Origin of the sequence: Teredinibacter waterburyi (genome assembly GCF_001922985.1) — a bacterium.
In the GTDB taxonomy this organism is placed as follows: domain Bacteria; phylum Pseudomonadota; class Gammaproteobacteria; order Pseudomonadales; family Cellvibrionaceae; genus Teredinibacter; species Teredinibacter waterburyi.
Genome location: NZ_MRUH01000056.1, coordinates 14,182 through 27,078, shown reverse-complemented (window position 1 = coordinate 27,078; position 12,897 = coordinate 14,182). Strand labels below are relative to the sequence as shown.

11 protein-coding genes are annotated in these 12,897 nt (G+C 50.1%); 2 read left to right on the top strand and 9 right to left on the bottom strand.

The genetic code is table 11. The features are described from left to right. Positions 1-10: 10 nt before the first annotated feature. Both IDZ20_RS05610 and leuS read right to left on the bottom strand, forming a co-directional pair. Complete coding sequence (locus IDZ20_RS05610; RefSeq protein ID WP_188150446.1) at positions 11-556, bottom strand: LPS-assembly lipoprotein LptE; 546 nt, start codon at positions 554-556, stop codon at positions 11-13. Between the two features lie 92 nt (positions 557-648). Then, positions 649-3,108 carry a leucine--tRNA ligase gene (gene leuS, locus IDZ20_RS05605; protein WP_188150445.1) on the bottom strand — a complete coding sequence of 820 codons (2,460 nt, stop codon included), beginning with the start codon at positions 3,106-3,108 and terminating at the stop codon, positions 649-651. 365 nt (positions 3,109-3,473) lie between these two features. Here leuS and IDZ20_RS05600 point away from each other — a divergent pair, with 365 nt between their 5' ends. Then, positions 3,474-4,493, top strand: coding sequence for a lytic murein transglycosylase (locus IDZ20_RS05600; protein ID WP_188150444.1), 1,020 nt, complete (start codon positions 3,474-3,476; stop codon positions 4,491-4,493). A 23-nt stretch (positions 4,494-4,516) separates the two neighbouring features. On the opposite strand, the gene IDZ20_RS05595 is transcribed toward IDZ20_RS05600, so the two are convergent. From IDZ20_RS05595 to miaB, 7 genes are all read right to left on the bottom strand, one after another. Further along, positions 4,517-5,404, bottom strand: a complete 888-nt coding sequence (locus IDZ20_RS05595; RefSeq protein ID WP_188150443.1) for a DUF6279 family lipoprotein — start codon at positions 5,402-5,404, stop codon at positions 4,517-4,519. A gap of 137 nt (positions 5,405-5,541) precedes the next feature. Continuing rightward, positions 5,542-6,588: a mechanosensitive ion channel domain-containing protein gene (locus IDZ20_RS05590; protein ID WP_188150442.1), complete on the bottom strand. Its 1,047-nt coding sequence runs from the start codon at positions 6,586-6,588 to the stop codon at positions 5,542-5,544. 138 nt (positions 6,589-6,726) lie between these two features. Beyond that, positions 6,727-8,271, bottom strand: coding sequence for an apolipoprotein N-acyltransferase (gene lnt, locus IDZ20_RS05585; protein ID WP_188150441.1), 1,545 nt, complete (start codon positions 8,269-8,271; stop codon positions 6,727-6,729). A gap of 6 nt (positions 8,272-8,277) precedes the next feature. Next, entirely contained in the window at positions 8,278-9,159 is an 882-nt protein-coding gene (locus IDZ20_RS05580) for a CorC family transporter (protein ID WP_188150440.1), read from the bottom strand. Positions 9,160-9,205: 46 nt separating this feature from the next. Then, on the bottom strand, positions 9,206-9,691 hold the full coding sequence (gene ybeY, locus IDZ20_RS05575) for an rRNA maturation RNase YbeY (protein ID WP_188150439.1): 486 nt from the start codon (positions 9,689-9,691) through the stop codon (positions 9,206-9,208). A gap of 10 nt (positions 9,692-9,701) precedes the next feature. Continuing rightward, the gene (locus tag IDZ20_RS05570; RefSeq protein ID WP_245792139.1) at positions 9,702-10,715 is read right to left on the bottom strand and encodes a PhoH family protein; all 1,014 of its coding nucleotides are present in this window, start codon (positions 10,713-10,715) and stop codon (positions 9,702-9,704) included. Positions 10,716-10,927: 212 nt separating this feature from the next. Further along, positions 10,928-12,325 (bottom strand): tRNA (N6-isopentenyl adenosine(37)-C2)-methylthiotransferase MiaB, encoded by a 1,398-nt coding sequence (gene miaB / locus IDZ20_RS05565; protein WP_188150438.1) that lies wholly within the window; start codon positions 12,323-12,325, stop codon positions 10,928-10,930. A 167-nt stretch (positions 12,326-12,492) separates the two neighbouring features. Between miaB and IDZ20_RS05560 the strand changes: the two genes are divergently transcribed. Further along, on the top strand, positions 12,493-12,825 hold the full coding sequence (locus tag IDZ20_RS05560; protein ID WP_188150471.1) for a DUF1820 family protein: 333 nt from the start codon (positions 12,493-12,495) through the stop codon (positions 12,823-12,825). Positions 12,826-12,897 lie beyond the last annotated feature (72 nt).

The following is a 12,897-nucleotide window of genomic DNA, read 5'->3' as shown; positions in this document are numbered from 1 at the left end:
TGTCTAGAGGCTAGAGCGCCGCCAAAATACGGTAGGCAAGTTCCTGTCGCATTTCTTCCAGTAGTGCTTGCTCTTCTTGATTTTTAGCCACAATTAATTTTGCATCAAAGTCGTAACTGCGCCAGGCCATAAGTTTGCGGCTGGGGATTACCGTTGTGGTTGTATCGCCACTGCGTTTTTTGTAGTGATAATTGACGGTGAGAGTGATTTGATACTGAGCGGTTACGCCGGTTTCGGTCACCGCAAGCGGGCGTTTATCTACGGTCTCGCTTTCCAATACTAAGGTGCTCGCGGCGCTTGACGTTAGTGCCACGTTTTTATTGCGCAGAATCGTTTTAAGGGTTTGTGCCATACGACTGCCGCGCTCCCACATAACCAGATGCATGTCTTGTGGTAGCGATCGGTTCGAGCTAGCTTGTGCGGTTTCGATGGTGGCAGGAGCATTGGAATCAATACCGCGCAGATGCCAGCCGCAACTAGCGAGAAGGACTAGGGCCAAACTAAACGCAGCAAGCCTTAAAAGTTTTTGGGCGATTGGGGGCTGTGCTGTTCTCATGTTTGGCCTATGTTGTGAGTGGTTATGTGCCGAATTTATTCTGACGAGAGATGTATGAGGGGAGGCATTACCTACACCCTCGCTCGAAAAAATTAATTGGCAACAATGTTTACTAGCTTGCCGGGCACGACAATGATTTTGCGGATCATTTTACCGTCGATATATTTTTTAATATTCGGGTCGGAAAGCGTCAAGCGTTCCAGTGTTTCTTTATCGGCATCGACGGGAACTTCCAGCTTACAGCGCACTTTGCCGTTAACCTGACCAACGAGTGTGATGCTGGAACGAACCAATGCCGACTCGTCTACTTCCGGCCAACGCTGATCAATAATCGGTGTGTTGTGCCCCAGGGTTTGCCAAAGCGTGTGGCAAATATGTGGAACGATGGGCGCCAAAACTTTAACCGCGGCTTCCAGTGCCTCGCGCTCAACTGCCAAACCTAGCGGGCTAGTGCGATCGCCGTTGCGACTAACGTCGTTTAGCAACTCCATAACCGCGGCAATTGCCGTGTTAAAGGTTTGCCGGCGGCCAAAATCGTCGCTCACTTTCTGAATGGTTTCATGGGTTTTACGACGCAGTGCTTGCAGAGTGTCGTCGAGCGCTTCGGCATTCAGCGGCGCAGGAGTGCCTGCTTCTAAGTGTGTGGACACTGCTTTCCAGAGTTTTTTCAAGAAGCGGAAGGCGCCGTCTACACCGGATTCGGTCCACTCTAAGGATTGTTCTGGCGGTGCGGCGAACATGGAGAACAAACGTACCGTGTCGGCACCATATTTGTTGATCAGTTCTTCTGGGTCGACAGTGTTACCTTTTGATTTGGACATTTTAGTGCCGTCTTTTAGCACCATGCCCTGACAGAGTAGGCGTTCAAAAGGTTCGTCGCAGCTAAGTAGCCCTTCGTCGCGCATTAGCTTGTGAAAAAAGCGCGCGTATAACAGGTGCAAAATTGCGTGTTCTATACCGCCAACATATTGGTCGACCGGTAGCCAGTAGTTGGCTTTGTCTGGGTCGAGCATGCCATCGGCACTGGGCGCGGCATAGCGCGCGTAGTACCAAGACGATTCCATAAAGGTATCGAAGGTATCGGTTTCGCGTTCAACCGCTTCACCGTCGAGTTCATCTTTACGCCATTCGGGGTCGGCTTTAATCGGCGACTGTACGCCGTCCATGATCACGTCTTCGGGCAGTAATATAGGAAGCTTGTGAGCGGGTACGGGAATTTCACCACCGTTGGCAAGGTTGTAAATGGGGATTGGCGCACCCCAGTAGCGCTGCCGAGAAACACCCCAGTCGCGCAGGCGATAGTTGGTGGTAACGCGGCCTTTACTGGCGGCGATTAAGGTTTGCGATATGGCTTCGAAGGCGGCGTTAAAGTCGAGACCGTCGAATTCACCTGAATTAACCAATACGCCCTTTTCGGTAAAGGCTGCGTTCTTAAGGTCGACCGCTTCGCCTGCTGTGGGCGCAATAACCTGATTGATCGACAGGCTATATTTTTTTGCAAATTCCCAGTCGCGTTGGTCGTGAGCTGGCACAGCCATAACCGCGCCGGATCCATAATCCATAAGTACATAGTTGGCGACCCACACTGAGACTTCTTCGCCGGTAATGGGGTGCAGGGCTTTAATACCGGTATCAATCCCTTTCTTTTCCATGTTGGCCATATCGGCTTCGGCAACCGATTGCACTTTGCACTCTTGAATAAAATCGGCAACGGCGGGGTTGTTGGCGGCCAGCGCATGAGCAATCGGGTGCTCGGCGGCGAGGCTCACATAGGTAACCCCCATAAGTGTATCGGGACGGGTGGTGTAAACGTCGAAACCGGTGTGTTCATCAACTGTGGCAGCAAGGTCAAAACGCATTTCCACACCACGGCTTTTACCAATCCAGTTGCGCTGCATGGTTTTGACCTGTTCAGGCCAGTTCGGCAACTTATCTAAATCGTTGAGTAGCTCTTCGGCGTAGTCGGTGATGCGAATAAACCACTGCGGGATTTCTTTGCGTTCTACGGGGGTATCACAGCGCCAGCAGCAGCCATCGACAACCTGCTCGTTAGCCAGAACGGTTTGGTCGTTTGGACACCAGTTAACGGCAGAAACCTTCTTATAGGCTAAGCCCTTTTCATAGAGGCGGGTGAAAAACCACTGCTCCCAACGGTAGTAGTCGGATTTGCAGGTGGTGACTTCGCGCGACCAGTCAAAGCCAAAGCCCAACTCCTTCAATTGCTTGCGCATGTAGTCGGTATTGGAATAGGTCCAGGCTGCCGGTGCGGTGTTGTTTTTAATCGCGGCATTTTCTGCAGGCAGGCCAAACGCATCCCAACCCATCGGGTGCAGAACATTCTTCCCCTGCATGCGTTGGAAGCGCGCGATCACATCGGAAATGGTGTAGTTGCGCACATGCCCCATGTGTAGGCGACCGCTTGGGTAGGGGAACATCGCCAAGCAGTAGAACTTATCTTTGTTCGGGTCTTCGGTAACCTCAAAACACTGGTTAGTTTCCCAGAAGGTTTGGGCGCTCTGTTCGATCTCGGACGGTTGATAATGTTCGTTCATGGGGTGAGGTAAAGCCTGCAGTGGTTTGATTAATTTGGAGTGGAATCCATCTGGATTTCAGGGTCGCACATTATAGGCCCTGAGTCGCTCGAAAGTAAGTAAAGGCATAAACGCGACTCGGTGCAAGCGGTTGATTTGGCACTATATCGGTCGTCCACTTTGTTAAGAGCACAAGATTGGTGCAAATGCTGAGGCTCTAGCGGCCGTTTGGGGTCGCGGTGATCTTGTTTTCGGGAGAGAAATGCCCCGAATGTTGGTGTGTTGCGAGCATTTGGTACAAAAAAAGCGCATTTTCTGCTTATCTGGTATGGCGGTTGCTCTGTAATACACATATTTTTCGAAAGTGTTTGGGGTATGGCTTGGTCATGCAGATAGCAGGGGTAATTCCAATCGATTCAGCGAACGATAATAGTAAGTCTTTGGCGGCTGGCGAAGAGGCGACTCAGAGGGTGCTTGGCGATGCGTCGTTCAAGGCTTTTTGTGATGCGTTCCGTCAGCGCGAGCAGCTGTTTACGCTAATCAATCAAATTAATCAGCTAATAAAAGTGGTGCAAAAGCATCGCGGTATTAGCATGGGTTTAATTGGCGGCGATGTTAGTTTTCAGCCGGATTTTGATCAGCTGCAAATGCAGCTGGCCAAGCGCCTCGCAACCTTGGAGTACTTTGCCGAGAGTACCGGCGGTTTACTGTCAGAGAAAGACAAAGGCAATCTGCATCTAGCTTGGGCGACGATTCGCCAAAATTGGCAGGATGACAATGTCAGCGATAATTTTGAGCTGCACTCGCACTTCATTGATCAGTTGCGTCATATGCTGGCGTCGTTGGCGAGGCAGTTAGAGCAGCCGCTAGCGCCAGAGTTGGTTGATATTAGTTCGCAGCAAAGTGACGCAGGTATTGCTCACCCGAAAATGTTTAAGCAGATGGAGCTGTTAAATTTTGTGGCTCGTCAGCTGCCCGACATGATCGAGCAAATCGCGAAAGTGCGCGGTTTGTCGGTGTACGCTGCGTCGATTGGCAGTGTTGATTTCTACAACGATCGTAAACTGCGCTACCTGCTGACCTATGCTCGCGAGCAGAGTTATAAATTGCGGCACCAAGCGGAGCGAATTAGCGGCTTTTTAGGTGGCGACTTGGTGTCGTTTAGCGAGTTAAAAAACCTTGAGTTGAAGCTCTTATATTTGTTGAACACGGTTGATCAGGATGTTTTGTCGGGGACGGAGATTAGCACCTCCAGCCAGCAATTTTTTAAGCTGGCAACTGAGATTGTCGATGTTTACTGGGCAGTGGTAAACGATGGTTTAACACTGTTGCGGCGCTGGCATGAAGACGATATGGAGCTGTGGTTAAAAACCGCGCCTATCGCCGAGATCCAGCGATCTAGCTAATATTGATAGCGTGCCGCTTAGGATTACTTCTTGTCGACTTTGGCGAGCGCTAGGCTGCGAAAATCTTTAATGTATTGCTCTAGCTTTTTATGGGTTTGCTTGCGCTGGGCATCGGTCTGACTGTTGAGTAAATCACTGAGCATTGTATAGGTCATATCTTGATTTTCGTCGGTGATGCTTTCCAGCTCTTTGTCCCAATGGTCGGTGTGGACAAACATTAATCGCTCTAAAGTTGCGCGAAGCTTGGCTTTGTCTTTGCGCGCGAGCATGGCCTGATGTAGTTCGTCGGCCCACAGTTGTTGCTGTTTGAGGGTTAACTTTTCAAATGGAACGAGTGTTTCACTCCACGACTTAAGTCGGGCTGTTTGGGTCGCGTTGAAGCGTGGAATGCCCATTTTTAGATAGCTATTAATTTCGGCGCGGCGAGCTTTAAATAGTTTTTTAGCGCTAACGTCAATAAAGTCGTGTTTATATTCTTCACGTTTCTTGGCGAGATTTTCCATCACCTCTGCAACCTGTTCATCGCTAAAGCTAGCAATCAGCTCCACCGCAAAGGGGACTAAGCGCGCGAGTGCAATATCTAGGAATACCTGAATTCTATCGGTTTCGTCGTGCACCATTTGCGGGGTGAAATTGCGTGCGTCGAGGCGAACTTGAAGGCCCTCAATATAGAGTGCGTATTGAGCCAGCTGTGTCTCACGATGCCACGTGTGGAAATTGTCTAGCTCGGCCTTTACGTATCGCTGTTGTTCGTTGCTGAGTGTCACATAGCGCTCAACGTACCAGCTCATTCCCCAGTCCAAGAAGTTGTAAGCAAGTTTTGTGGCGCAACCGTTGAGAACAAAAAGGCAAATAACGGCGATGCTTAGGCGTTTACTGAGCTTCCGTGGGGTGTTGCATCCTGTAGGCATAAAATAATCCGAGAGCGACTGTTGTGTGTGGTTGGCGGCGATTATAACTAAGCTAGATGGTGGAAACACGACGGAGTTGTAACCGAGTTGTAGGCTTGCGAGGTTTCTCTCAGATATCTTTCAAGTGCCTCTCAGGCCTATTCTTTTTCCTGCGGTGTCTGTTCGAGCAGGGTAATTTGTTCGGCTAACATATTGATGTGTTCTTGTAGGGCGGGTTTTAATTCTTTATCGGCTTCGTCGAGTTGTTTCTCCAGTTCTTCGCGTTGGGCGATGAGCTCTTCCTTACGTTTTTCTATTTGCGCAGCATTCTCCGCTTTATCAAATACGATATCTTCCGCAAGGGCTTGTTTTGGCTCGCGTTTTGACGCTTGTTTAGGTTGGGCAGCCTGCGGCAATATGCGCTGCCCATCGGCTAGCCTGCGCTGATTCATAAACGCTGGTGAGACTATTTCCACATCATTATTGTGCAGAAAGTCGAGTACGCTGGTATAGAGTTTGGATCGCGCAGTGAGCAAATTCTTAACGTCTTTTAGTAATCCATTTACTTTATAAGTAACCGAGTAGTCGCCTAGTTCTTGAATGTGAACGAAGGGGTCTTCAAGACCGGAATCAATCGCGGCTTTTTTTAGTAAATCTTCAATGGTGGAATGGTGTATGTCGTAACCCAGTGAAAGGTTTACTGAAACAATAGTGCCGGAACTGCGCGCGGTTGATATCGGTCGACCGATAAGCCAGGCGTTGGGCAAAGATATAAGTTCGCGAGTCTCTGTTTGAATTTCGCAATCAAATAGGCCGCGCTCGGTTATACGGCCAAAGTATTGATCGATACGCACGAAATCGCCGGTGCGAAAGGGGTGGGTAAAGCGCATCATTGCGCCCGCTGCTAAATTAGTAAAAACCGAGGTAGAGGCAAAGGCCAATATACCGGAAAGTAAGAGGCCAATAAGTTTTAGAATTTCGGATTGAGTTTCGCTAGGCAGTGGCAGCGACACGACTATAGCGATTATGGCCGCCAGCATTAGTGCCAGCATTAATAGTTGGCGTGGAAAAAGATGCTCGTTTGAGGGGAATTTTTGTGAATTAAAGAGCAGCCGCTTGGCCAAATTCAGCCCGACAAACACGAACATTAGGGTGACCGTTAGGGGTAACCAATGCTTTACAAATAAATCGAGTAGATAATCCATTGAGGCGACACCCTATCGTGTGTGAAAGTGGCATATTTGCAGCTATTGTTCTTCGCTACAAGGTGTTGGAGGCTTGGGTAGGTTTAAATAATATCCGCGCTAACCAGCGTTAGAATCCTTGAAGCTACGTCTAAGCCGTTATTGCCAGCTGCGCCGTAAGATTAAGGCCAGCAGTATAGCAAAGCAAAAAATAACGGTTGGATAAGAGCGAATTTTACTGAACGGGGTGCTGCCGTGAGTACGGTAGGCCGTACCGATAACCGCTTCTTGTACGAACTGACTGCCGCTAGTTTCGATCTTGCCCTTGTTGGAAATAATACCGCTTAGCCCGGTATTGGTTCCGCGAATCATGTAGCGGCCATTTTCTAGTGCGCGCATTTGTGCCATTTGGAAGTGCTGCAAAGGGCCAATAGAATCGCCAAACCATGCATCGTTACTAATAGTGAGCATCAACTCAGCGCTGTCGAGATTGGCCGCCACTAAATCTGGGTACACCACCTCGTAGCAAATGTAGGGGGCAACGGCGTAATCAGCGGTTTGTAAATTATGCTGATTGCGCGGCCCCGGGTGGATAATCGAATTTGGTAAATCGAAAAACTCGATCAGGCCGCGCAGGTATTTTTCCAGCGGTACATATTCGCCAAAGGGCACGAGTCTCTGTTTGAAGTAAATCTGACTTGCAGCACCCAGGCCAAGGATGCTGTTGAAATACTTCAGTTGTTCGCGGTCATCAAAAATAATACCGCTAATCAATGCGGTGTTGTGGTGCGCCGCTAGGGTTTCAACTTCGGCCAAAAACTCGTCGGCCTCTGAGTACATTAATGGAATCGCGGCTTCTGGCCACAAAATTAAATCGGCATCCCAATGCGGTTCACTAAGGGCTAACAGGGTGTCGAGAATATGGGTGCGGTAAAAGGGGTTCCACTTAACTTCCAGCGGAATATTCGGCTGTATGATGGCGATCTCGACTTTGTCATCGTCGTTAAAGTGCGTCCACTCAATTTTTTCTAGCAGTGCGCCCCCGCCCCAAATGACAACTAACAGTGCGGCGGGTATTGCAAACTGTAGCCTAGTGGGCGGCGCGATATTGGTGTGGTTACTTTGGTTTGCTTTACCACGAAGCTGCAGGCCAAGCCAAACGATACCGCAGCCCGTTGTAACGACGAATAGACTTAGGCCGTAGACACCGAATATAGGTGCCCATCCTGCGAGCCATGTGTCGATATGTGCGTAGCCGCTATAGAGCCAAGGAAAGCCCGTTAACAACCAACTGCGAAGCCATTCACCCAGCACCCAAACGGCTGGAAAGCCAATTAAAATTGTCGTCTTATCAGGTGTAAACCAGCGCCGGAATAGGTAAAAGGGAAGGGAAAATACCAGTGCGAGAAAGCCAACGAACAGGCCGGTCATAATCAGCGCTAACCAGATAGGCGTGCGACCAAAATCGTGAATACTGATATAAACCCAAGATGCGCCCGCACCGAATAGGCCGAAGCCGAACAGTAAGCTGCGCAGCCAACTGCGGCCGCGAGGTTGGTCTATGAGTAGAAGCGCTAATATCGGCGGCGCTAAAATCCCTGCTGGCCAGAAATTAAAGGGCGCAAATGAGAGCGGAATTACCGCACCCGCAAGCAAACAAATTAGGCTGCCGAGCCAACCGCTGGTTAAGCGCTTTATGTGCATTACCAATTAGCTCTCGTTTGCGGGGGGGGTGTCGCTTTTAAGTGTTGCGCGCACCAAGTGAATTTGGCGGCTGTCAGAATAGAGTACTCGGAAGGTAAACTTTTCCATGTCGACGGTCTCATTGCGGCTTGGCATATGACCAAACGCCTGTGTAATTAAACCGCCAATGGTGTCGAACTCAACGTCGCTAAACTGCGTGTGGAAGAAATCGTTGAAATCTTCGATTGGTGTAAGCGCTTTTAGAATATAGTCGGTTTCTGATACACGACGAATAAAATCTTCATCTTCTTCGTCGGTTTCGTCTTCGATCTCGCCAACAATTTCTTCGAGAATATCTTCGATCGTTACCAGTCCGGAAATCCCGCCGTACTCGTCGATTACCAGTGCCATGTGATAACGTTTTTCACGGAACTCTTTCAGAAGAATGTTAAGTCTTTTGCTCTCGGGAATAATATTGGCAGTGCGTAGAACGGTATTCCAATCGAAATTCTCTTGGCCTTGCAGAATCAGGTGGAGCAGATCTTTGGCGAGAAGAATGCCTTTAACGTCGTCGCTGCTTTCGCCAATAACGGGGAAGCGCGAGTGACCGGATTCGATAACTTTGGGGAGAAAATCAGCGGGCGTTTCGGAATCTTTAATCAAGACCATTTGCGAGCGGGGAATCATAATTTCCCGCACTTGTAAGTTGGCGACATCGAGAGCGCCTTCAATAATGCTGAGGGCTTCTTGGTCTACCACCTTATTTTCGGCGGCGCCTTTAATGATATCCAGTAGTTCTTCGCGAGACTTGGGCTCGTTTGAAAAACCGTTCAACATACGATCTAACCAAGATCGTGATTTAGGAGAGTCGCCGTTGCTCGGCTGACTACTCGTGGGGTCGTCCGACATGATTGCGGTAGGCTCCTGTACGAGGTTGTCTAAAAGTGTTTAAACGTTATTGTTGGTAAGGCGCTGGATAACCCAGCGCCGCGAGTATTTTTGTTTCGAGCTGTTCCATTTGCTCTGCTTCGTCATCGTCCTGGTGATCGTAACCTAGCAAGTGCAAACAACCATGCACGGTCATGTGGGCCCAGTGAGCCTCGACGGGCTTATTCTGTTCATCCGCTTCTCGATCAACCACCTCAGCACAGATCACCAGGTCGCCGAGCAGCTCGATATCGACGTCGTCCGGCAATTCGCAGGGAAACGAAAGCACATTTGTGGGGTAATCTTTACCCCGGTATTGGCCATTTAGCTCGCGGCTTTCGGCTTCATCCACAACGCGGATGCTGAGCGATGGCTCGGCTAGCTGCGGGTTATCTAAGTTTGGGTTGTACTCGGCTGGATTCAAGCAGGCCTCGGCCCAGCGTCGAAAATCCGCTTCACTTGGCACCCCGGCAAATGCCGTTGCCACGTCTAGGTCGAGCTCTAAGCCTGCCATAGTGCAATCGTTATGTGTTGTGAGCGGTTGGAGTCGTCAATTCGTAAGCGGCGTAGGCTTCTACGATGCGCTGTACGATCGGGTGGCGCACGACGTCTTTGGCTTCGAAATGCGTGAAACCGATACCTTCGACTCCCTCAAGTATTGCCATTGCATGACGCAAGCCCGAGGCTTGGCCGCGCGGCAAATCGACTTGGGTTGGGTCACCGGTAATTACGGCAGTAGAGCCGAAGCCTATACGGGTCAGGAACATTTTCATTTGTTCGCGTGTAGTGTTTTGGCTTTCATCCAAGATTACGAAAGCATTGTTAAGGGTGCGGCCGCGCATGTAGGCAAGCGGCGCAACTTCAATGACATTGCGCTCAATAAATTTGGCAACAGTTTCAAAGCCCAGCATTTCGTATAGGGCATCGTAGAGTGGGCGTAGATAAGGGTCTACCTTTTGGGAGAGGTCGCCCGGTAGAAAACCAAGTTTTTCACCGGCTTCTACTGCGGGTCGAACCAATAAAATACGTTCTACCTCATCTTGCAGCAGCGCCTCTACAGCACAGGCCACGGCGAGGTAGGTTTTACCGGTACCGGCGGGGCCAATACCAAAAATAATATCGTTAACTCGTACCTTGGCAACGTATTGCTGTTGGTTGCCACCGCGTGGTTTTACGGTGCACTTTTTGGTGCGAATGATTGAAACGTGATCGATCGCTTTTTGGACATCTGATACGGGGGCTACATCCATATGGGACTCCTGAATTGCGAGATGAACTTGGTCGGGTGTCAGTTCGTCACCAGTGTTGGTTTGTTCATAGAGCTGCCTTAGAAGATCGGAAGCCTCTGTGCGCAACTTGCCGCTAACAGTGAACTCATTGCCGCGGCAGCGAATTTCTACATTGAGACGTTTTTCTATCTGTTTGAGGTGGCCGTCAAACTGGCCGTTGAGGTTGGCCAGACGGCGTGAATCGTTGGGTTCCAGCGCGAAACTGCACGCCTCGGACGTATCCGAAGACTCCGAAATTTGAGTGTTCAAAATGGGCTTTGTAACCTCTGCTTGAGTGTTCCAGCAAGACTAACCCAATACGACTTCACGGGGAAGTGGAAAAGGCCAGAAATGAGCCGGTTGATGGGCGTGACGAAGGACGTGGATTCGGCATGATTATGGCACGGGTACCGCCGCAACTAAGCGGATATTGGCATGTTGCGGGCTTTCGTCTGTGGAGTTGATTTGGGCATGCATTGGGTTTAATCGAGTTCGGACCCAAGCAGTACACCGCGCAACGAGTTGGGGAGCGCTTCTTCAATGAGGATGTCAGCGAATTTACCGATCAGTTCTGGTTGGTCGCAACGGAAATTGACGACACGGTTGTTCTCGGTGCGACCAGACAGTTGGCCGGGGTCTTTTTTGCTGTAGCCGGAGACGAGCACACGTTCGGTATTGCCAACCATTTGTCGGCTAATGGCCTGCGACTGCTGATTAATGCGCTGTTGTAGAAGGCTCAGGCGTTCTTTCTTCAGCTGTGCGGGCGTGTCGTCTTTTAAGTCTGCGGCTGGCGTGCCAGGGCGAGGGCTGTAGATGAAACTAAACGACATATCAAAGCCAATATCGTGGATTAGCTTCATTGTGGCTTCGAAGTCTGCTTCCGTTTCGCCGGGGAAGCCGATAATAAAATCGGATGAAAAGCAGATGTCGGGGCGGACTTCACGAAGACGGCGCAGCTTGGACTTGTATTCCAGTGCTGTGTGACCGCGTTTCATGGCCATCAGGATGCGGTCGGAGCCGCTCTGTACGGGAAGGTGTAAATGGCTGACAAGCTCGGGAACTTCGGCATACACCTGAATAAGGCTATCTGTAAATTCGACTGGGTGCGAAGTGGTAAAGCGAATACGGTCAATGCCGTCTATGGCTGCGACCATGGTAATGAGCTCGGCTAAATCAACCTCGCCATCGGGGCTAGCGCCGCGGAAGGCGTTAACATTTTGGCCGAGTAGGTTAACTTCGCGCACACCTTGACTGGCGAGATGTGTCACCTCCGCCAATACGTCAGCAGCGGGGCGGCTAACTTCTTCGCCACGGGTGTAGGGCACTACGCAGAAGGTACAGTACTTAGAGCAGCCTTCCATAACCGAGACAAACGCAGTAGCGCCATCGGCTTCGGGCTTGGGGAGGTTGTCGAACTTTTCGATTTCCGGAAAGCTGATGTCAACGACGACTGCGCCATTGTCGCGCTTGGTTTCCATCATCTCCGGCAGGCGGTGTAGGGTTTGCGGGCCAAAGATTAAATCTACAAAGGGTGCTCGTTTGGCAATGGCCTCGCCTTCTTGGCTGGCAACACAGCCGCCCACGCCAATCACCAAGTTTGGGTTCTTTGCTTTTAGGTTCTTCCAGCGGCCGAGCTGATGGAACAGCTTGTCCTGTGCTTTTTCGCGAATCGAGCAGGTGTTTACCAGTAGCACGTCGGCTTCTTCTGGGTTGTCTGTCGGTTCCATCTGGTGTGAGGCCCCGAGTAGGTCTTGCATGCGCGCCGAATCGTACTCATTCATCTGGCAGCCATGAGTTTGGATAAACAGTTTTTTGGTAGGACCCTTCACCGTGTTGGCGGCGTTGGTACTGGTTGCATCGGAGGCGATTACATCAGACATTGCTACTAATCTCAGGGGTGTTCAAAATTCGAGCGCGCATTATAGGTGAGACGCCGCAGCGAAGCCAGTAACCGGCCGAAACAAAACGATTTGGAAACCTTGTTTTTCGAGGGTTTAAACCCATATTGTGTTACCCTTTCCAGCTACAGTTTTTTGGTATGAGTACTATGTCGCTTAAGCCCGTATACAGAGTCGTCTTCTACAATCGCAATCAAGTTTATGAGATCTATGCCCGCGCAATCTATCAGAGCGAAATGTACGGGTTTATCGAGATTGAAGAGTTTGTATTTGGCGAGCGCGCTCAGTTGGTGGTCGACCCAGCAGAAGAGAAGCTAAAAACCGAGTTTGCGGGTGTTAAGCGCTCCTACTTGCCGATGCACAGTATTGTTCGTATCGATGAGGTTGAAAAAGAAGGTGCCGTTAAGGTGAGCGATGTTAAGGGAGGCGACAAGATTGCTCAATTCCCTTACCCAGTACCAGCGCCTAACTCTGACGGTTAGTGTTATCGGGATGTCAGAGCATATCTCTATAGCGAGTTAAATCCTTGGCCCAGCGCTAAAACATTACACCTT

Coding starts and splice junctions, on each gene's coding strand:
- IDZ20_RS05610 (WP_188150446.1), bottom strand. CDS start 556: ATGAGAACAGCACAGCCCCCAATCGCCCAAAAACTTTTAAGGCTTGCT.
- leuS (WP_188150445.1), bottom strand. CDS start 3,108: ATGAACGAACATTATCAACCGTCCGAGATCGAACAGAGCGCCCAAACC.
- IDZ20_RS05600 (WP_188150444.1), top strand. CDS start 3,474: ATGCAGATAGCAGGGGTAATTCCAATCGATTCAGCGAACGATAATAGT.
- IDZ20_RS05595 (WP_188150443.1), bottom strand. CDS start 5,404: ATGCCTACAGGATGCAACACCCCACGGAAGCTCAGTAAACGCCTAAGC.
- IDZ20_RS05590 (WP_188150442.1), bottom strand. CDS start 6,588: ATGGATTATCTACTCGATTTATTTGTAAAGCATTGGTTACCCCTAACG.
- lnt (WP_188150441.1), bottom strand. CDS start 8,271: ATGCACATAAAGCGCTTAACCAGCGGTTGGCTCGGCAGCCTAATTTGT.
- IDZ20_RS05580 (WP_188150440.1), bottom strand. CDS start 9,159: ATGTCGGACGACCCCACGAGTAGTCAGCCGAGCAACGGCGACTCTCCT.
- ybeY (WP_188150439.1), bottom strand. CDS start 9,691: ATGGCAGGCTTAGAGCTCGACCTAGACGTGGCAACGGCATTTGCCGGG.
- miaB (WP_188150438.1), bottom strand. CDS start 12,325: ATGTCTGATGTAATCGCCTCCGATGCAACCAGTACCAACGCCGCCAAC.
- IDZ20_RS05560 (WP_188150471.1), top strand. CDS start 12,493: ATGTCGCTTAAGCCCGTATACAGAGTCGTCTTCTACAATCGCAATCAA.